The following is a 26,112-nucleotide window of genomic DNA, read 5'->3' on the forward strand; positions in this document are numbered from 1 at the left end:
GTCAGGATATGTTCAGACTTCCGCTGTCAGCCTCGTGTCTCATGAGCTATGAGACAAGAGAGACCCATGGGACTCCCGAGTCCTACGGCCGCCCCGGCGCCCCGGATGCCACCGGGCCGCGCGTTCGCTGGAACAAGGTGCCTGAGGTCACCGCGTACTTCTGGATCATCAAGGTGCTGTGCACGACGGTCGGTGAGACCGCCGCCGACCTCCTGAACGAGAAGCTGGGCCTCGGCCTGACCGGTGTCTCCCTGCTGATGAGCACGCTGCTGGCGGTCGTCCTGGTGGTCCAGTTCCGGACGAAGAGCTACCGGGCGGGCGTGTACTGGCTCGCGGTGGCGCTGATCAGCGTCGTGGGGACGCTGATCAGCGACAACCTGACCGACAACATGGGTGTGCCGCTGGAGACCAGCACGGCCGTCTTCGCCGTCGCCCTCGCCGTGACGTTCTTCATCTGGTACCGCCGTGAGGGCACGCTGTCCATCCACAGCGTCGACACGCTGTCCCGCGAGGCCTACTACTGGCTGGCGGTGCTGTTCACCTTCGCCCTCGGCACCGCTGCCGGTGACCTGGTGGCCGAGCGCATGGCCCTCGGGTACTGGGTCTCCGCCGTGCTGTTCGCCCTCGCGATCGCCGCGGTGGCCGTCGCGCACTTCGCGTTCGGCCTGAACGCCGTGCTCAGCTTCTGGATCGCGTACATCCTGACCCGTCCGCTGGGCGCGTCGATCGGCGACTACCTCTCCCAGCCGACCGGCGACGGCGGCCTGGGCCTCGGCACCGTGGTCACCAGCGTGCTGTTCCTGGCGGTCATCCTCGGGCTGGTCGTCTACCTCTCGGTCACCCGTCGCGATGTCACGGACGCCGACCGGTCCACCCTCCCGGCGGGCTGACCCCCCGGGCCGGCCGACCACGACGGGCCGCCGCCGCGAGAGACCTTCCGGCGGCGGCCCGGCCACGTCCGGCTAGCCGGACGGAAGCGCGACCACGAAGGTCGCGCCCGTCGCGCGTGCCTGCTCGTGGTGGACCTCGCCCCCGGCGGAGCGGGCCAGGCGTCGCGCGAGCGGCAGCCCCAGGCCCGCTCCGCCGTGTCCGTCCCCGGGATCGGCGCGGCGGCCCGGCTGGAAGAGCTGAGGCACGAACGCCGCCGGTACGCCCGCTCCGTCGTCGCCGACCTCCACGCGGACGCCGCCGGGCCGCGCGCCGGCCCGGATCTCGACCCGGGTGGAGGCGTGCCGCACGGCGTTGTCGAGCAGCGGGCTGACGATGCGCTCCAGCAGGGCGTCCGGCACCCCGGCGAGCAGACCCGCCTCCGGCCCGGTGACACCGATCCGCACCTCGGGCCTCGTCGAGCCCGCGCGGTCCGCGAGCCGGCGCAGCACGGGGAGGACCTCGGTGGTGCCCGGAGCGGCGGAGGCGTTGTCCCGGGCGTCGTCGAGCAGCGTGTCGCAGATCGTGCGCATGGACCGGGCGGCGTCCGAGATGGCCTCCTGGGTGATCCGGGTCTCCTCCGCGGACCGCGGCCGTGACTGCCACCAGTCGAGCTCGGCGATGATCCGCGCGAGGGGGTTGCGCAGCTCGTGCGACAGCTCCTGGGTGAGCTGCCGTTCATGGCGCAGCAGGGCCCGGATACGGTCCAGGAGAGCGTCGAGCGACCCGCCGAGCCGGGCGAGCTCGTCCGGCCGGGCGACGCTCCCGAAGCGCTCCTCCGAGGCCACGGCGCTCCACCGGGTGGCCTGGTCGGTCATGGTGCGTACGGGCCTCAGGGCGCGCCCCACCGCGAGACGTGTCAGCGCGTAGGTGCAGGCGAGCATGAAGGCGTCCAGCGCCAGCGAGGCGAACAGCAGCGTGTCGGCCGAACCGAGGTACGGGGACAGGTCGAGGGCGGTGACGACGGTGGCGCCCGTGCCGTCCCCCGGCACCGTCCGCGCGCACAGCCGGACCGGTCCCTGCCCGTCGGCGGTGACACAGCGGGTCCCGCCCCGTGCGGCGAGCGCGCCGGCCGCACGGGTGAGCGGGCCGGTGTCCGTGGCCGACGTGGGCTTCTCCAGGAGCCGCCCGCCCGCGTAGATCCACACGTTCGCGTCGAGCAGTTCCTCGCCCGGGGTCTCCAGGACGCGGGGCCGGCCGCCGCTGGTGTCGAGCGTCGCGGCGACGGCGGTGCCCCGGGTGCGCAGCTCGTCGTCGGCCTGGTGCTGGAGGTGACGCCGTACGACGGTGTTGAACGCGACCGTGAGGATCACCATCAGCAGGGTGGCGGTGGTCAGCGCGACCAGCGAGAGCCGGCCGCGCAGCGTGGCCGGACGCCATGCGGCGAACACGCGCCGGCGTCCGGCCCGGGCCCGGGAACCGGCCGCGGCGGCCGGTCGCGCGGGTACGGGATCCGGCGTCATGACAGCCGGTGTCCGATGCCCCGCGCGGTCGTGACCGTCAGCTCGCTGCCGCCGTCCCGGAGCTTGCGGCGCAGCCGGGTCAGATACTGGTCGAGCGTGTTGTCACTGACCTGGGCGCCCTCGGGCCAGCCGGCCCGGGTCAGCTCGCGACGGCCGACGATCGCACCGGACGCCGCCATCAGCGCCGCCAGCAGCCGGAACTCCGTCGGAGTCAGCGCGACGCGCTCGCCCCGCACGGTCAGGCTGTGCGCGACCGGGTCAAGGACCAGGTCGCCGGTGGTGTCGGACGGACCCGGTCCGGCGCGCTTGAGGGCCGCCCGCAGCCGGGCGGCGAGCTCCGGCAGATGGAACGGCTTGGGCAGATAGTCGTCGCCCCCGGCCGAGAAGCCGGCCAGCCGGTCGGTGAGGTGGTGGTGGGCCGTCAGGAAGATCACGGGGGAGAGGAAGCCGTTGGCGCGGATCGCCTGGCACACGTCCCGGCCGTCGGCGTCGGGCAGCCCGACGTCGAGGACGGCCGCGTCGATGCCGTCCCCGGCCAGCCGCAGCGCGGTGGCGCCGTCCGGCGCCGGCACGGTGTCGAAGCCCTCGTCCCGCAGCCCGCGCCGCAGGACGTCACGCAGCGCGTGGTCGTCCTCGACGACCAGGACCGTTCGGCGCATACGGCCCGCTCACCCGCTCTTCGCGAGCCGGGGAGCGAGGAGCAGGACCCCGAGCCGTGACGCTGCCAGCGGGTGTCCCGACACGTCGGGCAGCCTTCGTACGGCCGCGACCGTCGTCATCGCGACCAGTGTGCCGACGAGCAGACCGGCCGCCACGTCGTGCGGATAGTGCACGCCCACCCAGACCCGGGAGGCGGCCATCGCCCCGGCGGCCACGATGGCGACGGTGCCGACGCGGCGCGAGACGAGGAACAGCGCGACGGCCGCCGCGGCCGCGATCGCCGCGTGATTGCTCGGGAACGACCAGTCGCCGTGGGCCGGGCACGCCTCGAGCGTGGCCACCCGCAGGCTCTGGCAGGGACGGTCCTCGCGCACCAGCAGCTTCACGCCGAGGTCCACCACGTACGCCAGGACCACGACGACGGGCACGGCGAGCGCGAGCAGCGCGGCCCCGGGGCTCTCGCGCCGGGCGCGCCACCAGGTCAGCACCATCAGCACGGCGAACAGGCCGAGGCCGTACGTCGACCAGAGGGACACCGTGCTGTCGAGCCAGGAGGGGGAGGAATGCGCGAGACCGGTCACGTACCGGTAGGCGGAGCCGTCGATGGCCGATCCGTCGAGAGCCAGGATCATCCCTGCACCTCCTCCTTGCTCGGGGTCCCCCGGCGGCGCGAGCGGTACAGCTCCACGGCGAGCGGGGTCAGGGACACGAGGACGATGACCGCGACGATCGGGAGCAGGTACTTGTCGACGTTCGGGATGGACGAGCCCAGCGCGTAGCCCGCGAGGGTGAGGCCGATGCTCCAGACGAGGCCGCCGACCACCTGCCAGAGGGTGAAGGTCCGCACCGGCACGCCCAGGGCGCCCGCCATCGGGTTCAGCACCGTACGCACGACGGGGACGAAGCGTGCCAGCACGATCGCCTTGGCGTGGCCGTACCGATGGAGGAGCTCCTCCGCGCGGTGCGCCCCCGACTGGAGGCGGGGGGAGGAACCGCGGGCGAGCAGCGCGCCGCCCGCCTTCCGGCCGATCAGATAACCCGTCTGGGCGCCGATCAGGGCGCCCAGAGCCGCCGCGATCAGCAACGGGGGGAGCGACAGCTTCAGGCCGTGCTGCCCCGAACCCGTGCAGAGCAGGCCCGCCGTGAACAGCAGGGAGTCACCGGGCAGGAAGAAGCCGATCAGCAGGCCGGTCTCCGCGAACATCACCACGCCCACCCCCAGCACACCGAAGGCGGCGAGCAGGGACTGCGCGGAGAGAATATTCACGGCGAGGTCGGACGCTGTGAACAATGGTGCAGCCATCGTCGCGGACCCTCTCATACTGGTAGGGGCGGGCACGGTCGAAAGCCGGACCCGACTGACTACAATTCTGTAGACGGTCTACTGAACTGTAGACGATGGTGGGGTGAGGATCGTTCCCATGAGCAGTGACAAGGACGAACGCCGGCCTGCGGGAGAGCTGGAGGCCAGCGTGATGGCGGCTCTGTGGGCCGCGGGCGTGCCGCTCACGCCCGGACGCGTGCAGAGCGAGCTGGACTCCGGTCTGGCCCGCACGACGGTGACGACGATCCTCTCCCGGCTGCACGAGAAGGGGATCGTCCGCCGCGAGAGGCTCGGGCGGGGCTACGCGTACGTCCCCGTCCAGGACCCGCACGGCCTCACCGCTCGCCGCATGCACACCGAGCTGGACCGCGACGACGACCGGGAGACCGCGCTGGCCCGCTTCGTCGCCCAGCTCAGCCCCGACGACGAGCGGCTCCTGCGGGACCTGCTGGAGCCGGACCTCGACGCGCGCCCGGGACCGGGTGAGGGATGATCCTTCTCCTCCTGGTGCCGCTTCTGGTCCCCTTCGCCCTGGGACCGCTGGCCCGCCGCTGCCTCGACCGGCTCACCCCGGTGGCCGCGCTGTGGTCGGTGACCCTCGCGCTCGTCGTGCTGGCCGGGGCGTCCGTCGCCTCGCTGGGCGCGCTCGTCCTGACGGGACTGCTCAAGGTGCCCCTGCTCGCCGGTCTCGGCAACCTCGTCCATCCGCTGCGCACGGCCTCGGACCTCGTCGTGCTGCCCGCCGCCGCCGCGGCGACCGGTGTGCTCACCCTCGGCGCCTGGACCGTCGTCCGCTCCGCCCTGCGCCAGTCGCGCGCCTTCCGCTCCGCCCGCAGCCAGGCGGACCGCCGTCCCGCCGCGGGCGACCTGTGCGTCATCGAGTCACCGCACCCCGACGCCTACGCGCTTCCCGGCCGCCCGCACCGCATCGTCGTCACCACCGCGATGCTGCGCAGCCTCTGCGCCGACGAGCGCGAGGCACTCTTCGCCCACGAGCGGGCCCACAACGCGGGCGGCCACCACCGCTTCCTCGTCGTCGCCGAACTCGCGGCCCACTGCCACCCGGGGCTGCGCAAGGTCCGCGCCACCGTCGCGCTCGCGGCGGAGCGTGCCGCGGACGAGGCCGCGGCACTCGCCGTGGGCGACCGGAGGCTGATCGCACGGGCCATCGCCCGCGCCGCCCTGGCCACCGGCGAGGCCCGCTCCCAGCGCCCCGACTTCGCCCCCGCGGCCACCGCCGGGCCCGTCCCCCAGCGGGTCGCGGCCCTTCTCTCCGCTCCCCGGCACCACCCCCGCGCCGCCGCCTGGATCGCCGTCCTGCTCGCCGCCTGCGCCGCCGTCTCGGCCGGCGCGTCCGGGGCGGGCGTCGTGGCCTTCCACCACCAGGTGGAGATCGCGCAGGGCGAGGAGGTGCGCTGACGGGGTCGCGGACGGGTGTCCGTCCGGTGCGGCCCCGCACGGTCCGTCCTGTCGGATCCCCCTCGTGCGGCAGCCCTCGGAAGCCCGACGGTACTGGTGGCCGTCGCGACAGCCGTGCCCGCACGGCCGGCGGCCCCGTGCGGGTCGGTAGCCGTGCCCGTACGGCCGGCTGCCCCGTGCGGGTCGCCGCGGCCCATGGACCGACGCCCCTCCGTACGGGTCGCCGTGGCCACGCCTCGATCCCCTGTGCGGGTCGCCGGGCCCGCGAGGTTGATGTCGGATTCTCGCCAGCCCCTGCCCCCGGGGTGCCCGATGCTTGAGGCATGCGGAACGGGATGCACACGGACACGGAGCGCTGCGTGCGTGCCGTCCAGTCGAAGGACGCGCGTTTCGACGGATGGTTCTTCACCGCGGTGACCACGACGAGGATCTACTGCCGGCCCAGCTGCCCTGTCGTGCCGCCGAAGCCCCGGAACATGACCTTCTACCCGAGCGCGGCCGCCTGCCAGCAGGCGGGATTCCGCGCCTGCAAGCGGTGCCGCCCGGACACCAGCCCCGGCTCACCCGAATGGAACCACCGCGCCGACCTGGTGGCCCGCGCCATGCGGCTGATCGCCGACGGAGTCGTCGACCGCGACGGCGTACCGGGGCTGGCCGCCCGGCTCGGCTACAGCACCCGCCAGATCGAGCGCCAGCTCCTGGCCGAACTGGGCGCGGGCCCCCTGGCGCTCGCTCGCGCCCAGCGCGCCCGAACGGCCCGGCTGCTCATCGAGACGACACCGCTGCCGATGGCCGAGATCGCCTTCGCCGCCGGCTTCTCCTCCATCCGCACCTTCAACGACACGGTCCGCGAGGTCTTCGCGCTGTCCCCGAGCGAGCTGCGCGCCCGTCTGCCGCGGAACCGGTCCGGAGCCACCGCGTCCCCCGGTCTGCCGGGCGTGCTGAATCTCCGGCTCCCCTTCCGCGCCCCGCTCAACCCCGACAACCTCTTCGGACACCTCGCGGCGACCGCCGTACCCGGAGTGGAGGAGTGGCGCGACGGCGCGTACCGGCGGACCCTGCGGCTGCCGTACGGGCACGGTGTCGCCGCTCTGACGCCGATGCCGGACCACATCGCGTGCCGGCTGACCCTCAGCGACCTGCGCGACCTGTCCGTCGCGATCAGCCGCTGCCGCCGCCTGCTGGACCTCGACGCCGATCCGGTGGCGGTCGACGACCAGCTGCGCACCGATCCGCTGCTGGCGCCGCTGGTCGACAAGGCCCCCGGCCGCCGGGTGCCGCGCACGGTCGACGAGGCCGAGTTCGCCGTACGGGCGGTGCTCGGGCAGCAGGTCTCCACGGCCGCCGCACGTACCCACGCGGCGCGACTGGTCACGGCGTACGGCGACCCGGTGGACGACCCCGAGGGCGGCCTCACCCATCTCTTCCCCTCCCCGCGGCAGCTCGCCGCGCTCGACCCCGAGTCGCTCGCGATGCCCCGCACCCGTCGCACGACCTTCATCACGCTGGTCGGTCAACTCGCCTCAGGGGAACTTCACCTGGGAGTCGAGAGCGACTGGGCGGAGGCGCGGGCCAGGCTCCTCGCGCTCCCCGGCTTCGGCCCCTGGACCGCCGACGTGATCGCGATGCGCGCTCTCGGGGACCCGGACGCCTTCCTCCCCACCGACCTCGGAATCCGGCGCGCCGCACAGGAGTTGGGGCTTCCCTCCACTCCCGCCGCCCTGACGGCCCGTGCCGCGGCCTGGCGCCCCTGGCGGGCCTACGCGGTCCAGTACCTGTGGGCCACCGACAGCCACCCGATCAACTTCCTGCCGGCACCGACCGGCACCCCGAACCCCTCGGACAGTTCCAGCACCTCGCGCGGCAAGGACGCACCGTGAAACGGCACACCGTCATCGACAGCCCCTACGACCCCCTCACCCTGGTCGCCGACGACGACGGCGTCCTGTGTGGACTCCACATGGTCGGTCAGCGCCACCGACCCCCCGAGGAGAGCTTCGGCGAGCGCGACGACACCCTCTTCGGCGAGGTGACGGAACAGCTGAACGCCTACTTCGAGGGCGAGTTGAAGGAGTTCACGGTCGAACTCCGCCTGACCGGAACGCCCTTCCAGCGCAGCGTGTGGGACCAGCTGCGCCGGATTCCCTACGGCGAGACCCGCTCGTACGGCGAACTCGCCGAGGCCCTCGGCAACATGGGCGCCTCCCGTGCCGTCGGCCTGGCCAACGGAAAGAACCCCGTCGGGATCATCGTGCCCTGTCACCGAGTGATCGGCGCGAGCGGCGGCCTGACCGGCTACGGCGGCGGCCTCGACCGCAAGCGGCACCTTCTCGACTTCGAGAGCGGGTCGGCACTCTTCTGACGCGGCCTCCCGCGACACCGCCGGCCCAGCGCCATGACCCGTATGGCGCACCGTGCTCTTCTCCCGAGTGACCCCGGTGGCGCGCCCCCGCGATTCGCCGGTCCCTGTACGAAGGGGAGCAGGCAGAGAGCGGGAGACCATGGAGCGGAAGTTCAAGCGCCTCGCGACACCCCGGGCCGCCGGGGCCGCGGGGGTGGTGTTCGCCGTCCTGACGGCCGCGGCGATCGTGCTGGTGCGCGTCGCTCTGCCGGGCGGCGGCGACGCCGTGACCCTCGACGCCGGGCAGCGTAGCGGCGTCCGCACGGCGCTGGAGCTGGTGCCGTTCTCCGGGATCGCGTTCCTGTGGTTCATGGGCGCCCTGCGCGAGCAGGCAGGCCGGGCCGAGGACCGGTTCGTCGCCACCGTGTTCCTCGGCAGCGGCCTCGTCTTCGTCGCCACCCTGTTCGGCGCTGCCGCCGCGGCCGGGACCGTGCTCGGCGAGAACGGCCAGAGCACCTCCTTCGGCGGCCACTTCGCCTACGCGCTGCTCACCACGTACGCCATGCGGATGGCGGCGGTGTTCGTCATCGCGACCTCGACCATCGGCCGCCGGCTCGGCGTCATGCCGCGCCCGCTCGTCGTCATCGGCTATCTGGCGGGTCTGACCCTGCTCGTGGCGGGATCGTCCGTGCCCTGGTCCGAACTGGTCTTCCCCGCCTGGGCGCTCCTCCTCAGCGTGAACATCCTGGCGGGACGGCGTCCCGCCGAGGCACCGCCCGCGGCCCCGGCCTGATCCGGCCGCGCCGCTCACCCGAACGGTCTCCCCCTCGTCGCGGCCCCCGGCGGGTCCGTCGACAGTGGTCGCAGGAGGGTTGACCGGGCCCTTGGAGAGGACCGATCCCGTGGTACGGATTGCCGTCGATCTGAACCGCTGCCAGGGCTACGCCCAGTGCGCGTTCCTCGCCCCCGAGATCTTCGCCATGCACGGCGAGGAGGCGCTGCTGTACGACCCGGACGCCGACGAGCTGCACCGCGAGAAGCTGGAACGGGCCGCCGCTGCCTGCCCGGTCGGCGCCGTCATCGTGGACGCCCTGGCACCCGGCACGGCGGACGCGTCGGCCGAGGCGGTGTCCCGTGCTCGGTGACGGAACCCTGGAGCGCCTCAAGCGCGAGGGCCGCATCGTCGTGGTCGGCGCGTCGCTGGCCGGACTGCGGGCCGCCGAGACCCTGCGGGAGAAGGGCTTCGCCGGGTCCCTGACCATGATCGGCGACGAGCCCGGGGAACCGTACGACCGGCCGCCGCTGTCGAAGCAGGTGCTCCTGGGCAGGGCGAGCGCCGAGCGCACCGAACTGCCCAGGCTCCGCTCGCTCGACGCGACCTGGCGCCTCGGCACCGCGGCCACCGGCCTGGACATGGGCACCCGACGGGTGCGGCTGGCCGACGGCGACGAGGTCCCGTACGACCGGCTCCTGATCGCCACCGGCGTACGGGCACGGCCCTGGCCGAACGAGGCCGAGGCGGAACTCGACGGCGTCTTCGTGCTGCGCACCCGCGACGACAGTGCGGCGCTCGCGCGCCGGCTCGACGCGGGCCCCGAGCGGGTCCTGGTCATCGGGGCCGGGTTCACCGGCTCGGAGATCGCCTCCGCGTGCCGCGAACGCGGCCTGCCCGTCACCGTCGCCGAACGCGGCGCCGCGCCCCTGGTCGGCGCGCTGGGCGGGGTCGTCGGCGCGGTCGCCGCCGAGATGCAGCGCGACCACGGGGTGGACCTGAGGACCGGGGTCATGGTGACCGCCCTGGAGGGCGACGCCGCCGGACGGGTACGCGCCGCGCGGCTGTCCGACGGCTCCACCGTGGAGACCGACGTGGTGATCGTCTCGCTCGGCGCCCTGCGCAACACCGAATGGCTCGCCGGGTCCGGGCTCGGCGCGGGTCCCCGCGGCATCGCCTGCGACGCCGGTTGCCGCGCCTTCGACATCCGCGGGATCGTCACCGACGACATCTACGCCGCCGGTGACGTCGCCCGTTGTCCGAACGCCCTGTTCGGCTATCAGTTCCTCTCCCTGGAGCACTGGGGCAACGCCGTCTCGCAGGGCCGGATCGCGGCGCACAACATGCTCAGCGAGAGCACCGACCGGCTGCCGCACATGGAGGTTCCGGCGTTCTGGTCCTCGCAGTTCGGGGTCAACATCAAGTCCGTCGGCATCCCGTCGATGGGGACGGAGATCCTCATCTCCCAGGGCTCGCTGGCGGATCACCGGTTCCTCGGGGTCTACGGGTACCAGGGGCGCGTCATCGGCGCCGTCGCCTTCGACCAGGGACGGTGGCTGCCGTTCTACCAGGAGCTGATCGAGACCACCGCGCCGTTCCCGCCGCCGTTCACCACGGTCGACCGGCGCCCGGAAGGACGGCGGCCGCTCGACGCGGACTTCCCCGACCCCTCGGTCCCCACCCACGGCCCCACCGTGACCCTGAGCGGATACGCGCCGGCCGACCGCCGTATGACGTTCACCCCCGCGCGCTGACCGCAGGCCACGAGGACCCTAGGACTCGCCATGACGCAATCCCTGCTGCACCAGATCCTGGACTACGCCAACCGGGCCGACCCGTACCCGATCTACGAGGAGCTGCGCAGGAATCCGGTCCACCACGAGGCCGACGGGCCGTACGTGATCAGCACGTACTACGAGATCCGCAGCCTGCTGCACGATCCCCGGATCAGCTCCGACGCCCGCAACCTGGCCTCGAACGCGGCCGACCCGCTGGCCTCCGAGGCGCCCGCCGAGGAGAGCACGCTGCCCCCGAGTTTCCTGCGGCTCGACCCGCCGGAGCACGACCGGCTGCGGCGCATGACGAACCGTCCCTTCGGGCCGCCGCACTCCCCGCACCGGGTCGACGGGATGCGCGGGGAACTCCACGACATCGTCACCGGCCTCATCGACGGCTTCGGCGACCCCGACCGGATCGACCTGGTGGAACAGTTCTCGTACCCCTTCCCGGTGACGGTGATCTGCCGCCTGCTCGGGGTGCCGCGCGAGGACGAGGCGCGCTTCCACACCTGGGCGGACACCATCGCCGCGAGTCTGGACCCCGACCCGGACGCCGATCCCGCCGACCGCGGCAAGGGCGCGCAGGACGCCCGTATGCAGCTGGGCATGTACCTGGCCGGCCTGATCGAGGAACGCCGCAAGAACCCGGGCGAGGACATGCTTTCCCAACTCGCCGCGGCCAAGGGCGAGGACGGTGCGATGACCACGATGGAGCTGCTCAGCACCGCGGCGCTGCTGCTGATCGCGGGGCACGAGACCACGGTCAACCTGATCACCAACGGGATGCTCACCCTGCTGCGCAACCCCGATGTCCTCCAGCGACTGCGCTCCGAGCCGCGGCTCGCCGTGCCCGTCGTGGAGGAACTGCTGCGCTTCGAACCGCCGGTGCAGCTGGTGCCCCAGCGCACCACCCTCGCCGACATCGAGGTCCGCGGCGTCACCATTCCGAAGGGCGCCTCCTTGTGGCTGGTCCTGGCCTCGGGCAACCGTGACCCCCAGCGGTTCGAGGACCCGGGCCGCTTCGACCCGGACCGCCCGGACATCCAGCACCTCGGCCTCGGCAGCGGCATCCACAGCTGCTTCGGCGCACCCCTCGCCCGGCTGGAGGCCCAGTTCGCCCTCGCCGAGCTGGCCCGGAGGCTGGAGAACCCGCGGCTGCTGGAGGACCCGCCCCCGTACCGGCGGAACGCGGTGCTCCGCGGACCGCGCCGACTGCACCTGACCTGCGACGGGATCCGCCCCTGACGGGCGCCTCGGGCCGGCGCGGTCGGCGGTCGGCCCCGACCTGACGCCGGCTAACCGCGGTCGCCCCGGCCCAGGGTGTCCTCCAGCCAGTCGAAGACCACCTCGCAGTGCTGTTGCGGCGCCATCGGCGAGCAGTGCAACTGGGCACCGGTGGCCGCCCGCATCAGACGGAACTCCTTGCGGGTGCGCAGCAGTTCGAAGAACTCGCGTGGCTGGCCCGGGTAGAAGGCCTCGTCGTCGTAGTCGAGGACCAATGTGGGGCACTTGATGCGGCCCACGATCCGGGTGATGTCGAGTGCCATGATCCGCTGGGCCGGTGTCCAGAAGTCGGTGAAGAGCCGGCCCTGCCGGGCGGCGAGCATCGCAGGGATCGAGAAGGGCTCGACGCGCTTCTTGAGGACGAACTGCTCGGACGGCGACAACCCGGGGGCGACCTCCTCGTTCCAGATGCGGTTGGTCTCCGCCTTGTCCGGCGTCACGATGTCCCGGAGCTCCGCCGGGAAGCCCAGCAACGGCGAGAGACAGCCCGGCAGCGCGGCCAGAGCGGCGATCCGGTGCTCGAAGGCGGCGGCGCGTGGCGCGAGGTCACCACCCATGGACAGGCCGGTCAGCGCGATCCGTCGGGCGTCGACGTCCCCGCGGCGCTCCAGCCAGTCCACGAGCGGCGAGACCACCTGCTCCCAGCGCGGGCTGAAGACGAGTTGGTCGACGAAGAGCAACTGGCCCTGGCCCGGGCCGTCGTAGACCAGCGCGTTCCAGCCGCGGGCGAGCGCGGCGCAGACCCCGTAGGTCCACATGTCGACGTTCGGGCCGTCGCTCCCGTTCGTGAGGATGACGGTCGGCCGGGGCCTTCCCGAGTCGTCGGGGCGGAAGAACCAGACGGGAATCGAGGTCCCGCCCCGGTACGGGACCTGGCCGGTGATCGCCGCCGGCGTGGACAGCCGCGCGAAGGTGTCCCAGGACCGGCGCCCCGCCAGATAGACCTTCTTCTCGTCACCCGGGGTCTTCGAGCCGAGCACGAAGAACAGCGCCTGCCCGTAGTACTGGGCGGCGCGCAGCGAGTGGGCGCGGTGTGTCTGCTCGTGCGGCGAGGCGGTGGCCGTCAGCCGGTCGCCCCAGCGGCGGAACTCCGCGGTGTAGGTCTGCTCGCTCGGCCCGGCGGCGTTGATGGCGTTGACGGCGGTCAGCACCTCCCCGACCTCGGCCGCGCCGAACCCGGCGCCCCCGAGCGCGAGCAGCGCGTTGAAATTGAGCCCCGGGTCCGTGAACAACTGCATGGCACCGGGCGTCGGCGACGCGCCGGGCGCGGGGGCCGGGGCCGAACGGTGGGCGTCACGCTCGGTCGCGAACGGCGGTGCCGCGCTCGCCGGGGCGGCTGACGCCGCGGACAGCGCGACCGTCCCCGCCCCCGCCGCGAGCCCGGCGAGCGCGCCCCGTCGGGTGAGCGTCTGCGCATGGTCTGTGTACGCGTTCGTCATGAGAGCGAACGTAGGAGCAGGCCTTGCCGCCCACCGGCCCGCCGCTCCCGACGGTACCTCGAACGGACCTCCGCACGAGGCGTTCGTGGCTACCGGTTCGCCGTGTGCAGCCGGCGCAGCAGTTCCGGCAGCGCGATGCCGATCGGCTCGCGAACGACCTCGTCGGCGCGATCGTCGTACGGGGTCGGTTCGGCGTTCACGACGACGAGCCGGGCCCCGTGGTCGGCGGCCACACCGGCGAGGCCGGCGGCCGGCTGGACCTGGAGGCTGCTGCCGACGGCGATGAACACCTGGCTTGCCTTGGCGATGGCGGCGGCCTGGCCGAGGACGACGGGGTCGAGCCGTTCACCGAACATCACGGTGGCCGGTTTGAGGACGCCACCGCAGTTCAGGCACGCCGGGTCGTCCTCACCGGCGTCGACACGGGCGAGGGCGTCCTCCATGGGTCCGCGCGCATGGCATTCGGTGCACACGAAACTCCGTGCCGTGCCGTGGAGTTCGAGCACCTTGCGCGCGGGCATGCCGGCCAGCTGGTGCAGCCCGTCGACGTTCTGGGTGATGACCCGCACGGGCACCCCGGCGCGCTCCAGCTCGGCCACGGCCCGGTGCGCGGCATTGGGCTCGGCCCGCAGGGCACCGCTCTCCCGCCGCATGAGCCACGCCCGGCGCCTGATCTGAGGATCACTCATGTAGTACTCGTACGTCACGAGCTTCTCGGCCTCGGGATCCTTCCGCCACAGCCCGTCGGGTCCGCGGTAGTCGGGGATCCCGGAATCGGTGGAGATCCCGGCTCCGCTGAGGATGGCGACGAGGGGCCTGTTCATGGGCATGAAGGTACGGCGCGCGCCTGCTCGGAGCGACCGGATATCCGGGCGCGGGACGGGATGACGTGGATCATCGAGCAGTGTTGACGGACCGTTGTCCGCCGCTCGACGGCTCGGGCACGCTCTTCCATCGATCGAGTGCCGGTGTACCTCTGAGGACGGCCGGGGACCTTCCGCTCCCGGGCGCCCTCAGAGGTACCGCCGCTGCTCCCGACCAACGCGACTGCCCCGTGGCCGCCTTCCGGTCACGGCCGCTGCTTGGCCTTGTCGACGATGGCCCAGCTGTCGAGGTAGGAGAGCTGGGTGAGCTCGACCCTGTGCTTGTTCCTGACCAAGGAGCGCGCGTCACGGAAGCCGAGGAACGCGTAGGTCTTGGGGTCGAAGATGAAGGAGCCGCCGAAGGACGCCGATCCGTCCGGAAGCGTCGGGTCGTCATAGGTGATGGCGACGCCGGTACGGCCCTTCGCGTCCTTCTGGTTCGGCACTGCCTTCACCCCGGGGATCATGCCGAGCGCCTCGTATGCCGCCGGGCGCAGCCCCTCGGGCATCACCGGGACCAGCTTGAGCAGCCCGGCGAGCTTGAACTGGACCAGCGACCACGTCTCGTCGGTGATCCCGCTGAGCGAGTCGTCCTTGTCGCCGGGCCTTCTGTGCACGAGCTTGAGAATCAGTTTCCTGGGGTCGGTCGGAAGTTTCTTCAGCGTCCCCCAGTCCTGCGGCGGCCACACGGTCTCGTTCTTCTGCGGCGGCCGAGACCACCAGCCCTTGCCGATCTCCATGATCCAGGAAGGCTTCGAGTTGTCCACCGACCTCCAGTCCTCATCGGTGTAGGTCTTGGCGGCGCCGGTCTTCTCGTCGGTCTCCCTGATGATCTCCTTGGTGTAGATGAACTGGTCGTCTCTTGGGCTGGCCGCCTGCTCGTGCCGGCGGGCGTAGGTGGCCGCACCGTTGAGCACGATCTGCACGCTCAGGTTCTGCATGACCGGGGAACTGGCCGCCGGCGGTGCCGCTGTCTTCCCATCGCCGCTGTCGTCGTCCTGTCCGGTGACCAGAACACCGCCGACGACCGCGGCCGCGACCGCGCCGGTCAGGGCGATGCGCAGGACGGGGCGGCGGTGGCGTACCGCCGCGGCGGGGCCGTTCTCCGCGTTCATCGTGGAGAGCAGGCGTACGCGCACTCGTCCCCGGGTGGCGTCGTCGAGCGGGGGAGTCCCCGCGTCGTACTCCCTCAGTTCTCGCAGTTCTTCGATGTCACGCATGGGCGTCTGCCTCTCGGAAAGCTGTCGGATCGGAACCGCCCAGTGCGTGGCGCAATCTGCTGCGAGCCCGGTTCAGCCGGGATCTGACGGTGCCGATCGGCACCCCGAGGGCCTGGCCCGCTTCCTGGTAGTTGAGGTCGCCCCAGGCCACCAGCAGCACGACGTCCCGGTGCCTGGCGGACAACTTGGCCAGCGCTGCCGCCAGTTCCTGGTGCACTGCCGCGGCGCCGACGGCGGCGACCGCGCGGTCCGCGACAGGCTCCTCGTGCTGCACAGGCGCCGGAACCTTCGAGAGCGCCTTGAAACGGCGTGCTTCGGCCCTGCGGTGCCGGCTCATGAGGTTGGTCGCGATGCCGAACAGCCATGGGCGGGCGTCAGCACGGCTGAGGTCGTAGGTGTGGCGCCGCTGGAAGGCGGTCGTGAACGTCTCCGCCATCAGATCCTCCGCCGTCTCGGGACCGATCCGCCTGGCCACGTAACGGTGCACGGCGTCGGCTTACCGGTCGAAGAGCGCGGCGAACTGTTCGGGCTCGTCCCGGGACCGCGCGATCACACGGGCGTCGCTGTCCTCGCGATCCTCCTCGCAGCTGCGGACGCCCGGGGTCTCAACGGCCATCGGGGCTCCTTTCGTTCGTTCGAACGCCTTGACGGCTTGGGTTCGTGCGAGTTTCACGTGTCTTTCGCCGGTGGGCCACATCGGGTTCCATTCCGGCGACGGCAGAGCCGCGGCCCTCCCGCCCGTGGGGCCCGCCGGGTGTCCGACGCCCGACCGGCGCCCCGTTCCGCGCTTGAGGTCCTCCGGGGCCCGGAGCGACCGGATGTCCGAGCACGGGCACATCGGCCGACCACCCCGCCGCGGAGGGGGCTCGCGTCCACCCGGAGGGTTTTCGGGGGGTCGGGCGTGGGCCGCGTGGGGGTGGCGGCTTCCGTGGCTACGCTCGCGCTCCTACCGCGTGTTTCCCTCCGAGCGGACGCAGGAGAAGACCCATCACCGAGCCGAAGTCCGAGCAGTCCGGAGAGTCAGGGGAGTCAGGGGAGTCCGGTCGCGCCACGGGGAGCGGGGGCGAGGCGCAGCCCGGGAACCAGCCCACCGAGGCCGAGCAGCTGCGGGACATGCTGCTCCAGCCCGCCTACCGGCGCGCGCTGGTGTTCTGCGCCCTCATCGGTGTCCCGGTCTCCCTGGCCGCGTTCTGGTTCCTGGTGCTCCTCCACGAGCTGGAGCACCTGATGTGGGAGCAGTGGCCGCACGACCTCGGATGGTCCGACCCGCCGTGGTGGTGGCCGCTTCCCCCGATGCTGCTGGCCGGGGTGCTGGTGGGCCTGATCGTGCTGTGGCTTCCGGGCCGCGGCGGACACATCCCCGCCTCGGGCCTGCACGCGGGCGGGGTGTCGACCTCCGCGCTGCCGGGGGTCGCGCTCGCCGCCCTGGCCAGCCTTCCGCTGGGAGCCGTGCTCGGCCCCGAGTCCCCGCTGATCGCCCTCGGCGGCGGCCTGGCCCTGCTGTTCCGGGATCTCGTACGGGCTCCCGCGACCCGGGCGAGCACGGCCCTGCTCGGTGCCGCGGGCGCCGCCGCGGCCATCTCGGCGATCTTCGGCAGCCCCTTGATCGCCGCCGTGCTCCTGATGGAGGTCGCCGGGGTGGGCGGCCCGCAGCTGTTCGCGGTGATGCTGCCCGCGCTGCTCGCCAGCGGGGTCGGCGCCATCGTGTTCACCGGCTTCGGCAGCTGGACCGGACTCCAGACCGGCAGCCTCAAGATCGGACTGCCGGCGCCCTCGACCCTCGACACCGGGGACGTCGTCTGGTCCGTGCTGATGGCACTCGTGATCGGGTTCGGCATCCACTGGGTGATCGTCGGCGGCCGGTACGCGGCCCGCGCCGTGTCCGCCCACATCCTGCGCACCACGGTCCTGTGCGCGCTCGGCGCGGGCGGCTGCGCGGCGCTGTACGCGGCGCTCACCGGACGGTCGCCGGCCGAGGTGGCCCTGTCGGGTCAGAGCACCCTCGCCCAGCTCGCCGCCCACCCGCACTCCTGGTCGGTCGGCAGCCTGGTGGCCGTGGTGGTCCTCAAGTCCCTCGCGTACGCCCTGTGCCTGGGCACCCTCAGGGGCGGCCCGGTGTTCCCCTCGCTGTTCCTCGGCGGCGCGACGGGCGCCCTGCTGGCACCCCTGCCGGGGTTCGGCGTCGTGCCGGCCATGGCGGCGGGCATGGCCGCGGCGTCCGCCGCCGCGCTCCGGCTGCCGGTCAGCTGCGTCGTGCTGGTCGTCCTCCTGGTGGGCAACTCGGGAACGGTACCGGTGATCGTGCTCGCCGCCGTGGTCTCCTTCGTGACCGTGGAGCTGCTTCCGCAGGGCCCGGACATCCCGCCGTTCAGGGCCGCAGCCGGTCGAGCGCCTCGTCCAGCGTCGTCGCGGCCATGATGAGGGAGAGATGGGTGAACGCCTGCGGGAAGTTGCCCAGTTGCTCACCGCTCGGGCCGATCTCCTCGGCGAACAGGCCGACATGGTTGGCGTACGTCTGCATCTTCTCGAAGGTGTAGCGGGCCTGCGGCAGCCGCCCCGCGCGGGCCAGCGCGTCGACGTACAGGAACGTGCAGAGGTTGAACGTCCCCTCGGAGCCCCGCAGTCCGTCCGGGGACGCCTGCGGGTCGTAGCGGTAGACGAGGCTGTCGGAGACGAGGACGCGCTCCATGGCGTCCAGGGTGGTCAGCCAGCCGGGGCTGCGCGCGGCGACGAAGCCGACGCGGGGGGCCAGCAGCAGGGAGGCGTCCAGGACGTCACTGTCGTAGTGCTGGACGAGGGCCTGGTGCTTCTCGTTCCAGCCGCGCGCCATCACCTGTTCGAGGATCGCGTCCCTGGCCTTCGTCCAGCGGACCGTGTCGGCCGGTCTGCTGTACTCCATGGCCAGCTTCAGACCCCGGTCGAACGCGGCCCAGCACATGATCCGGCTGTAGGTGAAGTCCTTGCGCCCGCCCCGGGTCTCCCAGATGCCCTCGTCCGGGCGGTCCCAGGAGTCCGCGAGCCAGTCGAGGATGCCGGCCAGGGCCTTCCAGCCCTGGTAACCGCCCTGTTCCCGCACGGCGCGGCCCTCGGCCAGCGCGTAGAGGGCCTCGCCGTAGATGTCGAGCTGCAACTGGCCCGAGGCCCCGTTGCCCGCGCGGACCGGGTACGACCCGCGGTAGCCCTCGAAGTGCTCCAGGATCTCCTCGGTCAGATGCGGGTCGCCGTCGACCCGGTACATGATCTGGAGGGGTTCGTCGTCCGGGCCCTCACGCTCCCGCAGGCGGTCGCCGAGCCAGCGCGTGAAGTGGGTCGCCTCCTCCACGAAGCCGAGGTCGAGCAGCGCCCGCACGGACAGCGATCCGTCCCGCACCCAGGTGTACCGGTAGTCCCAGTTGCGCTCGCCGCCGATCTGCTCGGGCAGCCCCATCGTGGCGGCGGCGACCGGCGCCCCGGTCGGGGCGTACGTCAGGAGCTTGAGGGTGATCGCGGAGCGGTGCACCATCTCCGTCCAGCGGCCCCGGTAGTTCGAGGTGCGGACCCACTTCTGCCAGAAGTCGACGTTGTTCCACAGGCCCTCGGTGACTCCCTCGATCGTGAGGGGCGGCGGGGCCTCGCCGTCCGGCCCGCACATCGTGAACACCACGGCCGCCTGCTCGCCGTTGGTCAGGGTGATGCCGCCCCGGACGTCCTGGCCGTCGCGTTCGAAGGGGATGTTGCCCTGGAGGTACGCGGTCGCTCCCGGGGACCTGAACGTGGCCGTGCCGGAGGCCAGTTCGAGTTCGTGGCCCGCCCGCGCGTAGTCGAACCGCGGACGGCACTCCAGACCGAAGTGCACGGTGCCGCGCACCGACCGGACGACCCGCACCAGACTGTGCCGGTCGGTGGGGGTCGCACCGGTGAGGACCGGCATGTGGTCGATGATCTCCCCCACGCCGTCCGGTGACATGAAGCGGGTCACCACGACCGCGGAGTCCGGGTAGTAGAGCTGCCGCCAGGATCCCTCGGGATGATCGGGGGCGAGGCGGAAGTAGCCGCCGCCGTCGTGGTCGAGCAGCGAGGCGAAGACGCTGGGGGAGTCGAAGCGCGGTGCCGCGAACCAGTTGATCACTCCCCGGGACGACACCAGGGCCGCGGTCTGGAGGTCCCCGATCAGGCCGTGGTCGGCGATGGGCGGATAGCGATCCATACGGGCCTCCTTCTCAGGCCGCCTGGGCCGTGACACGACCCGAGCGGACGGCGTCGACGAGTGCCTGGTGATCCTTCTCGTTCTGGTCCGCGTACGCCTCCGCGAACGGGACGAGCGCCCGGTCGAAGACGTCACCCCCGCCCAGATAGGAGGCGACGGCGATGCGGTCGCCCGACCTCGCGTGCGCGCGGGCCAGCGTGGCACCGCACAGCTCGCCGAACGCCCGCATGCCCGCCGGGACCATCAGCTCCGGTTCGGCGATGCCCTTCCAGTCCCGCAACTGCCGTACGTAGAAGTCCCGTCGGCGGCCGTCGATGCCCTCGGCCCGCTCCCAGCCGAGGAAGATGTCACTGGTGGCCTGCATCAGCCGCTGGCCGGCGACCACCCGCTCGCCCTGCGTCCGGAACTCGCTCGCGCCGACGTACTGCGCCAGCACCGACTCGTCCGCCTCCTTGGCCTGCAACAGCAGCGGATCCTGGTTGTCCCGGCCGAGCATGAGGATGATCCAGCAACGGGTGCCCACACTGCCGACCCCGACCACCTTGCGGGCCACGTCGGCGAACCGGTACTGCTCCAGCAGGAACCGCCGGTCGGAGTTCAGACTCCGGCCGTAGCTCCCGATCAGCCTGCGGAGCTGCTTCTCCAGAGCGCCGCGTTCCATGTCGGGAAGCAGATCCTGCAACGGCATCACGAGCGGGGGATCGGCGGCGATCAGCGCCTTGCCGTCGACCAGGTGCGTGAGCTTGTTGAACGCCTGGAGACTGTCGCGGCTGCGCGCCTTGTCCGTCGTCTTCTTCCACCGGCTGCGGCCCTGCGACCCCAGCTCCCCGGCGATGTGCGTCCGCACCCAGTCCTCGTCGAAATGCGTGTACCAGACGGGGAGATTGCCGAGTCCGGCGAAGCGTCTCATCCACTCGCGGTACGAACGCACCGTCGTACGGACGATGTCGGCGCGCTCCTTGCCGCTGTAGCCGTTCGCCCGGCCCGCGATGACGAAGCTGGCGGCCAGCCGCTTGACGTCCCACTCCCAGGGGCCGGGCAGCGTCTCGTCGAAGTCGTTGATGTCGAACATCATCCGGCGCTCGGGCGAGGCCAGCAGCCGGAAGTTCAACAGGTGCGCGTCACCGCACAGTTGGACCCGGATCCCGGAGCGGGGAGTGCCCGCGAGGTCCGAGGCCATGATGGCGGCGGCCCCGCGGTAGAAGCGGAACGGCGACTCGGTCATCCGGCCGTAGCGGATCGGTACGAGCTCGGGAACCCGGGTCGCGGACTGCGCCTCCACGATGTCCACCGGGTCGGGCCGCTTCGAGGCCGGGGAGAAGTCGGCGTGACTGGAGCGCGGCACGGCCGACCGGGCGGCCTTGCCGAGCGCGGCGCGTTCCGCCGGGGTGTGGTGCGGGGGATTGCTGCCGGCCGGGTGCTTGGGGGTCATTGCAGACGCTCCGCGATGAGGTCGCCGGCGCGCGCGGCGCCGGCGAGAGCGGTCGGCGAGGGAGCACCGCGCCGATGATCGGGAGGGAGTTCCTGTCGGGACGTGCGGGCGGCCGACGGCGTGCGGCTCGTCGGCCACGCGCGGGCGAGCCGACGGTGTACGGGCCGGCGGCAGGCGGGTCGTGGCGGGAGGGCCCGGTCCGATCACCAAGGTAGCCCCGGGTCATATGTCCGGCGAGTCGGGCCGACCGGAGCCCGATGTCCGCCCCGGATCACCGGATTTGTGGACGTGCCCGGGGGAGGTGACGATGAGGGCATGCGCGATACGGCGGCGCGGAGCCGGGCGGGACCACGCGGGGGCGGCGATGGTCCTTGACCTGCTGCTCATCGCTCTGGCGATCGCCCTCGACCCGCTGCCGATCACCGGATTCGTGCTGGTGCTCTCGACGCGCAACGGGATCTGGAAGGGCCTCGCCTTCATCCTGACCTGGCTGGCCTCCTTCGTCGCGATCATCGCCGGTGTGCTGCTCATGACCGGGGGAGAACCGCCGCCCCCGAGATCCGCGCCGTCCACGGCCGCGCTCGCCGGCAAACTCGCCATCGGAGTCGGACTCGTCCTCTACGCGGAGCGCACCCGGCGCAACATGGGCAAGCGGCCCAAGCACTCCGGTTTCATGTCCCGGATCGAGCGGATCTCCCCCTGGACGGCGGCCGGGCTCGCGCTGCTGCTCCAGCCGTGGGGGATGATCGCGGCCGGCGCCTCCACCGTCGTGAGCGCAGACCTCGGTCACGCGGCGTCGTACGCGGCCCTGATGGGCTACGTGCTGCTGGCCACGTCGAGCCTCCTGACGATGGAGCTGTACGCGACCTTCGCCCCGCGAACGGCCCACATCCGGCTCGGGAAGCTGCGCGCGTGGATGGAACGGCACCAGGACAAGGCGCTGGTGTCGCTGTTCCTGTTCCTCGGGCTGTGGCTGGTGGGCAAGAGCATCTACCAGCTGACCGCGTGAACCACCCTAACGGCCCGGACGGCGCCGTTTCCAGGGGCCGGGGGACATGTCGTACCGAAATGCGGCGGCTACCGTCCGGTGCTGCAATGGCAGGGACCTGGGGCAGGGCAAAACCATGACCATGCAGGGGTGAAGCCGTGAGCGAAGATGAATTCGTCGAGATGGGGCCGATCGACTATATCGTCGTGGAGTTTCCCGGTAACCGAATGACGGGTGAGGGACTTCCGATCCTGGTCGATCTGGTCGACCGCGGTGTCATTCGGATTCTCGACCTTCTGTTCGTGAGAAAGGACGAGGACGGATCCGTGGTCGGCATGGAGATCGCCGACTTCGACGGGGACGGGACCCTCGACCTCAGCGTGTTCGAGGGTGTGTCCTCCGGGCTCCTCGGCGAGGACGACATCGCGGAGGCCGGGAAGGCGCTGGAACCCGGCAACGCCGCCGGAATCCTGGTCTACGAGAACGTGTGGGCGGCGCCCTTCGCCACCGCGCTGCGGCGCGGGGGAGCCCAGATGGTCGCCTCCGGGCGCATCCCGGTGCCCGCCGTGCTGGCGGCGCTGGAGGACGCGGACGTCTGACAGCCGTCTCACCGGCCGGCGTGTGCGCGTCGGCCGGTGACACGGCGAACGGAGACCGTGACGGGCCGGCGGCGGCCCCGCACCGAGGTGCGGGGCCGCCGCCGGCCCGAGTTTCCGGAGAGTCCGCGGTCGGCTACGCGGTACGGGCGTCCCGGCCGGATCCGACGCACAGCGCCCAGATGACGAAGGCGTCGATGGCGATCAGCACGCTGGCCCACACCGGGGAGTACGGCAGCCACATGAAGTTGGCGACCATGGCCAGTCCCGCCAGGGTGATGCCGACGATCCGGGCCCACAGCATGCCGCGGAACACGGCGATGCCCGCGAGGACGATCAGGACGCCGAGGGTGAGGTGGATCCAGCCCCAGCTCGTGAGGTTGAAGGTGTAGACGTAGTTGCGGGTGGTGACGAACACGTCGTCCTTGGCGATGGCGGCGATGCCCTGGAATATCGCCATCGCGCCTCCGAAGATCATCATGACTCCGGCGAAGGCGGTCCAGCCGGACACCCACGCCCCCGAACTGCCGGCGGTTCCCTGCCGGTGCATACCCGTCGTAGTCATCGCGAGCTCCTCCTGCGTAGGGCCTCGCCACTGACCGGGCGACGGTCGGTGGCCCACATTTCAGCTTGCCACGGGAATGACGGACCGGCAGATCGTCGGAAAGCGGGCCCGGCCGCGGCGGGATCGAGATGCGGGGGAATGCGTTCGGTGCTCCAATGGTCCTGCCCGGGGCGCCGGGAGGAATTCGGCGCGCACAGGGGAAGGAATCCCTTTCGGGCTCGTTCCGTTTGTCTCGTGCCGGAAAGGAACCACCGTGCCAGGTCTCCTCCGCGGGGTCGCCCGCACCGCCGTGGTGGCCGGTACGGCCACCGCCGTCTCGAACCGTGTGTCACGTCGTCAGCAGGGACGATGGGCGCAGCAGGAAGCACAGCAGCAGTACCAGTACCAGGAGCAGCAGGCACCGCCGCCGCCTCCGCCCGCCGCGCCGGCCGACGACATGACCAGCAAGATCGATCAGCTGAAGCAGCTGGGGGACCTCAAGGCCCAGGGCGTGCTCACCGAGGCCGAGTTCGAGGCGCAGAAGGCCCGGATTCTCGGCTGATCGCACAGGCCCCCCGTCGAGGACCCCCTGACAGCGCCCCGACGGGGACACACATGGTGAACACCGGCCCGGTGGCCGGGGGCTCGTCCCCCGGCCGCCGGGCCGTGCCGGGACCGGTGGCCCGTCGGCGGACTCACGGTCAGCCCACCCGGTGGCCGTTCTCCAGTTCCGCGGTGCCCGAGCCCTCCGCGAGGACGTCGAGCGCGGTGAGGACGCGGCGGCCCGAGGCGCCCAGGAGGTGGGCGGCCACCTCCTCGCGCGGCACCAGCCGCCAGGACAGCAGCTCCTCCTCCTGGAGCCGGATCGCGCCGAGTTCCCGCTCGCCGAGCACCCCGCCGTCGTAGAGGTAGGCCACCAGCGGCGGGCGCTCAGGACCGAGGACCCAGTCGACCGCCAGCAGCCGTCCGAGCTCCACGTCGAGGCCGATCTCCTCGGCCGTCTCACGGCGCGCTCCCTGCCGCGGGCTCTCGCCGTCGTCCGACTCCACCGTCCCGCCCGGAAGCGTCCAGCCGTCGCGGTAGTTCGGTTCGACGAGCAGGACCCGCCCGTCGGCGTCACGGAAGAGGGCGGCGGCCCCGACGAGGACGCGGGGCAGGCCGGCGATGTACGCGGCGAAGTCCGAAGTGGTCACGTGGGAAGCGTAACGAGAGGACCGTCGGGTTCCCGGTCTCCACCGCCCCCACCGGCCCGGGACCACTGGCACGCGCGCCCCACTGGCCCGGGCGCCCCGTTGGCCCACGTGCCACCACCGGTCGGGTGTCACCACCGGTTCGGGTGTCGCCCACGGCCCCGGGCGTCATCCACGGCCCCGCGTGCCACCACCGGTCGGGTGTCACCACCGGTTTGGGCGTCGCTCACGGCCCCGGGTGCCAGCACCGGCCCCGGGCGTTATCCACGGCCCCGCGTGCCACCACCGGTCGGGTGTCACCACCGGTTTGGGCGTCGCTCACGGCCCCGGGTGCCACCACCGGCCCCGGGCGTCATCCACGGCCCGCGTGCCACCACCGGTTCAGGTGTCATCGCCGGCTCGGGCGTCGCCCACGGCCGCGGTCCCGGCCCCGCCCCGGCTCAGGCTTCGACCAGGGCGAGCGTGCGGGACGCGAGCTCGGTGATCCGTACGCCGTCGAAGCCGAACACGGCGCTGCGGACGGTGTCCTCCAGCGGGTCCTTCCACTGCGGCGGAATCGCCTCCGCCCCGCACAGCACGCCCGCGACGGAGCCCGCCGTCGCGCCGTTCGAGTCGGTGTCGAGACCGCCCCGGACCGTCAGCGTGATGGTGCGGGTGAAGTCGCCGTCGCCGTACAGCAGCCCGGCGGTCAGCACCGCCGCGTTCGGGACCGTGTGGATCCAGCCCATCCCCGCGGTCTCCTCGGACACGGTGGCGAGCGTCTCCTCCCAGGACATCCGGGTCTCGTGCAGAGCGATCACCCGGCGCACGGCGCGCGAGAGCCGACTGCTCGCGGGGACGACGCCGAGCGCGGCGTCCAGCGCGTCCCGGACGGAGGGGGCGGTGAAGGCCGCGGAGACCAGCGCCGCGGCCCACATCGCGCCGTAGACACCGTTGCCGGTGTGGGACAGGACGGCGTCACGGCGGGCCAGCGAGGCCGCGCGCCGGGGCAGCCCCGGGGACGTCCAGCCGTAGACGTCGGCCCGGATCAGCGCGCCGATCCACTCCTGGTACGGATTCTCGTACGTCGCCGTCACCGGCGGCCTCAGACCCTGGGCGAGATTGCGGTAGGCGGCGCGCTCCGCCGTGAACGTCTGGAGGAACGGGAGGCGGGCCAGCCACAGGTCACCGACCTGCTCGGTGCTGAACGAGAAGCCGTGCGTCTCCAGCAGGTCGAGCCCGAGGATCGCGTAGTCCACGTCGTCGTCACGGCAGCTGCCGTGGATACGGCCCCGCACACAACTGCGCCACTCGGGCCGCAGCTCGAACTCGCCCGCGTCGCCGTCGGCGGGCCCGGGGAGATAGTCGGTCAGGGGCAGGGCCCCGGCCCGGCGCAGATAGCGGTCGATCCGGTCCCGCGTCCAGTGGTCGCCCTGCTCGACCGGCTTGCCGAGCATGTTGCCCGCGATCCGGCCCAGCCAGCCCCCGAGGACGCGGTCGGCGATGTCGGTGCCCACAGGGGTCATGGCTCCGGTCTACCCAATTCCGGGCCGAGCCGCTCGCCGGGGCGGCGGCGGACCGGGTGCCCGCGGGGCCGGTCCGTGGGCCGGGCAGGGGCATGACGGCGGGGGCCCGCGCCGGTTATGGTCGCAGCGGCGCGACTGCCTTGACGTGTGCAAGGCCAGGAAGCAAGGGGAATGCAAGGTG

At 72.3% G+C, this 26,112-nt stretch carries 25 protein-coding genes and 1 pseudogene; 13 read left to right on the top strand and 13 right to left on the bottom strand.

Features of this window, described 5'->3' with window-relative positions; genetic code table 11:
• Positions 1–41: 41 nt before the first annotated feature.
• Positions 42–890 carry a hypothetical protein gene (locus WJM95_RS26900; protein ID WP_339132383.1) on the top strand — a complete coding sequence of 283 codons (849 nt, stop codon included), beginning with the start codon at positions 42–44 and terminating at the stop codon, positions 888–890.
• A 72-nt stretch (positions 891–962) separates the two neighbouring features.
• Here the strand turns inward: WJM95_RS26900 and WJM95_RS26905 are convergent, their stop codons facing one another.
• The 4 genes from WJM95_RS26905 to WJM95_RS26920 are packed head-to-tail and all read right to left on the bottom strand — an operon-like array spanning position 963 to position 4,353.
• Positions 963–2,390, bottom strand: coding sequence for a HAMP domain-containing sensor histidine kinase (locus tag WJM95_RS26905; protein WP_339132384.1), 1,428 nt, complete (start codon positions 2,388–2,390; stop codon positions 963–965).
• The gene (locus WJM95_RS26910) at positions 2,387–3,049 is read right to left on the bottom strand and encodes a response regulator transcription factor (protein ID WP_339132385.1); all 663 of its coding nucleotides are present in this window, start codon (positions 3,047–3,049) and stop codon (positions 2,387–2,389) included. The genes WJM95_RS26905 and WJM95_RS26910 overlap by 4 nt, the downstream gene beginning before the upstream one ends.
• A 9-nt stretch (positions 3,050–3,058) precedes the next feature.
• A complete protein-coding gene (locus tag WJM95_RS26915) occupies positions 3,059–3,682 on the bottom strand; it encodes a phosphatase PAP2 family protein (protein ID WP_339132386.1) in 624 nt (207 codons plus the stop codon).
• Complete coding sequence (locus WJM95_RS26920) at positions 3,679–4,353, bottom strand: DedA family protein (protein ID WP_339132387.1); 675 nt, start codon at positions 4,351–4,353, stop codon at positions 3,679–3,681. The genes WJM95_RS26915 and WJM95_RS26920 overlap by 4 nt, the downstream gene beginning before the upstream one ends.
• Before the next feature lie 118 nt (positions 4,354–4,471).
• On the opposite strand from WJM95_RS26920, the gene WJM95_RS26925 reads away from it, so the two are divergent.
• The 8 genes from WJM95_RS26925 to WJM95_RS26960 all read left to right on the top strand — a co-directional run bounded on the left by WJM95_RS26925 (position 4,472) and on the right by WJM95_RS26960 (position 11,929).
• Positions 4,472–4,867, top strand: a complete 396-nt coding sequence (locus WJM95_RS26925) for a BlaI/MecI/CopY family transcriptional regulator (protein WP_339132388.1) — start codon at positions 4,472–4,474, stop codon at positions 4,865–4,867.
• Positions 4,864–5,793, top strand: coding sequence for a M48 family metalloprotease (locus tag WJM95_RS26930; RefSeq protein WP_339132389.1), 930 nt, complete (start codon positions 4,864–4,866; stop codon positions 5,791–5,793). Before WJM95_RS26925 ends, WJM95_RS26930 begins: the two co-directional genes overlap by 4 nt.
• A 323-nt stretch (positions 5,794–6,116) precedes the next feature.
• Entirely contained in the window at positions 6,117–7,673 is a 1,557-nt protein-coding gene (locus WJM95_RS26935; protein ID WP_339132390.1) for an AlkA N-terminal domain-containing protein, read from the top strand.
• The gene (locus WJM95_RS26940) at positions 7,670–8,155 is read left to right on the top strand and encodes a methylated-DNA--[protein]-cysteine S-methyltransferase (protein WP_339132391.1); all 486 of its coding nucleotides are present in this window, start codon (positions 7,670–7,672) and stop codon (positions 8,153–8,155) included. Before WJM95_RS26935 ends, WJM95_RS26940 begins: the two co-directional genes overlap by 4 nt.
• A gap of 139 nt (positions 8,156–8,294) precedes the next feature.
• Complete coding sequence (locus WJM95_RS26945) at positions 8,295–8,927, top strand: hypothetical protein (RefSeq protein ID WP_339132392.1); 633 nt, start codon at positions 8,295–8,297, stop codon at positions 8,925–8,927.
• A 109-nt stretch (positions 8,928–9,036) separates the two neighbouring features.
• The gene (locus WJM95_RS26950; protein WP_339132393.1) at positions 9,037–9,279 is read left to right on the top strand and encodes a ferredoxin; all 243 of its coding nucleotides are present in this window, start codon (positions 9,037–9,039) and stop codon (positions 9,277–9,279) included.
• Positions 9,269–10,660, top strand: coding sequence for an FAD-dependent oxidoreductase (locus tag WJM95_RS26955; RefSeq protein WP_339132394.1), 1,392 nt, complete (start codon positions 9,269–9,271; stop codon positions 10,658–10,660). Before WJM95_RS26950 ends, WJM95_RS26955 begins: the two co-directional genes overlap by 11 nt.
• 30 nt (positions 10,661–10,690) lie before the next feature.
• A complete protein-coding gene (locus WJM95_RS26960; protein ID WP_339132395.1) occupies positions 10,691–11,929 on the top strand; it encodes a cytochrome P450 in 1,239 nt (412 codons plus the stop codon).
• Positions 11,930–11,979: 50 nt separating this feature from the next.
• Here WJM95_RS26960 and WJM95_RS26965 read toward each other — a convergent pair whose 3' ends face one another.
• The 4 genes and pseudogenes from WJM95_RS26965 to WJM95_RS26980 form a co-directional block, all read right to left on the bottom strand.
• Positions 11,980–13,407, bottom strand: coding sequence for an alpha/beta hydrolase (locus tag WJM95_RS26965; protein WP_339132396.1), 1,428 nt, complete (start codon positions 13,405–13,407; stop codon positions 11,980–11,982).
• 89 nt (positions 13,408–13,496) lie between these two features.
• The gene (locus tag WJM95_RS26970; protein WP_339132397.1) at positions 13,497–14,231 is read right to left on the bottom strand and encodes a Sir2 family NAD-dependent protein deacetylase; all 735 of its coding nucleotides are present in this window, start codon (positions 14,229–14,231) and stop codon (positions 13,497–13,499) included.
• A gap of 245 nt (positions 14,232–14,476) precedes the next feature.
• The gene (locus WJM95_RS26975) at positions 14,477–15,490 is read right to left on the bottom strand and encodes a CU044_5270 family protein (protein ID WP_339132398.1); all 1,014 of its coding nucleotides are present in this window, start codon (positions 15,488–15,490) and stop codon (positions 14,477–14,479) included.
• Positions 15,483–16,106, bottom strand: a pseudogene (locus WJM95_RS26980) (RNA polymerase sigma factor). Before WJM95_RS26980 ends, WJM95_RS26975 begins: the two are co-directional and overlap by 8 nt.
• A gap of 497 nt (positions 16,107–16,603) precedes the next feature.
• On the opposite strand from WJM95_RS26980, the gene WJM95_RS26985 reads away from it, so the two are divergent.
• Complete coding sequence (locus WJM95_RS26985) at positions 16,604–17,908, top strand: chloride channel protein (protein ID WP_339132399.1); 1,305 nt, start codon at positions 16,604–16,606, stop codon at positions 17,906–17,908.
• On the opposite strand, the gene WJM95_RS26990 is transcribed toward WJM95_RS26985, so the two are convergent.
• Together WJM95_RS26990 and WJM95_RS26995 are read right to left on the bottom strand one after the other, a co-directional pair.
• Positions 17,859–19,676: a glycoside hydrolase family 15 protein gene (locus WJM95_RS26990; protein ID WP_339132400.1), complete on the bottom strand. Its 1,818-nt coding sequence runs from the start codon at positions 19,674–19,676 to the stop codon at positions 17,859–17,861. The genes WJM95_RS26985 and WJM95_RS26990 overlap by 50 nt on opposite strands.
• Before the next feature lie 13 nt (positions 19,677–19,689).
• A complete protein-coding gene (locus tag WJM95_RS26995) occupies positions 19,690–21,108 on the bottom strand; it encodes a DUF2252 domain-containing protein (RefSeq protein WP_339132401.1) in 1,419 nt (472 codons plus the stop codon).
• 364 nt (positions 21,109–21,472) lie between these two features.
• Here WJM95_RS26995 and WJM95_RS27000 point away from each other — a divergent pair, with 364 nt between their 5' ends.
• Both WJM95_RS27000 and WJM95_RS27005 read left to right on the top strand, forming a co-directional pair.
• Positions 21,473–22,117, top strand: a complete 645-nt coding sequence (locus WJM95_RS27000) for a GAP family protein (protein WP_339135864.1) — start codon at positions 21,473–21,475, stop codon at positions 22,115–22,117.
• A 161-nt stretch (positions 22,118–22,278) separates the two neighbouring features.
• Positions 22,279–22,695 carry a DUF6325 family protein gene (locus WJM95_RS27005; protein ID WP_339135866.1) on the top strand — a complete coding sequence of 139 codons (417 nt, stop codon included), beginning with the start codon at positions 22,279–22,281 and terminating at the stop codon, positions 22,693–22,695.
• A gap of 133 nt (positions 22,696–22,828) precedes the next feature.
• Here WJM95_RS27005 and WJM95_RS27010 read toward each other — a convergent pair whose 3' ends face one another.
• On the bottom strand, positions 22,829–23,257 hold the full coding sequence (locus WJM95_RS27010; protein WP_339132402.1) for a hypothetical protein: 429 nt from the start codon (positions 23,255–23,257) through the stop codon (positions 22,829–22,831).
• 253 nt (positions 23,258–23,510) lie between these two features.
• Between WJM95_RS27010 and WJM95_RS27015 the strand changes: the two genes are divergently transcribed.
• Complete coding sequence (locus WJM95_RS27015) at positions 23,511–23,798, top strand: SHOCT domain-containing protein (RefSeq protein ID WP_339132403.1); 288 nt, start codon at positions 23,511–23,513, stop codon at positions 23,796–23,798.
• Positions 23,799–23,937: 139 nt separating this feature from the next.
• On the opposite strand, the gene WJM95_RS27020 is transcribed toward WJM95_RS27015, so the two are convergent.
• A complete protein-coding gene (locus WJM95_RS27020; RefSeq protein ID WP_339132404.1) occupies positions 23,938–24,429 on the bottom strand; it encodes an NUDIX hydrolase in 492 nt (163 codons plus the stop codon).
• A 437-nt stretch (positions 24,430–24,866) separates the two neighbouring features.
• The gene (locus WJM95_RS27025; protein ID WP_339132405.1) at positions 24,867–25,931 is read right to left on the bottom strand and encodes an ADP-ribosylglycohydrolase family protein; all 1,065 of its coding nucleotides are present in this window, start codon (positions 25,929–25,931) and stop codon (positions 24,867–24,869) included.
• Positions 25,932–26,112 lie beyond the last annotated feature (181 nt).

The organism is Streptomyces sp. f51, from assembly GCF_037940415.1.
Classification (GTDB): Bacteria; Actinomycetota; Actinomycetes; order Streptomycetales; family Streptomycetaceae; genus Streptomyces.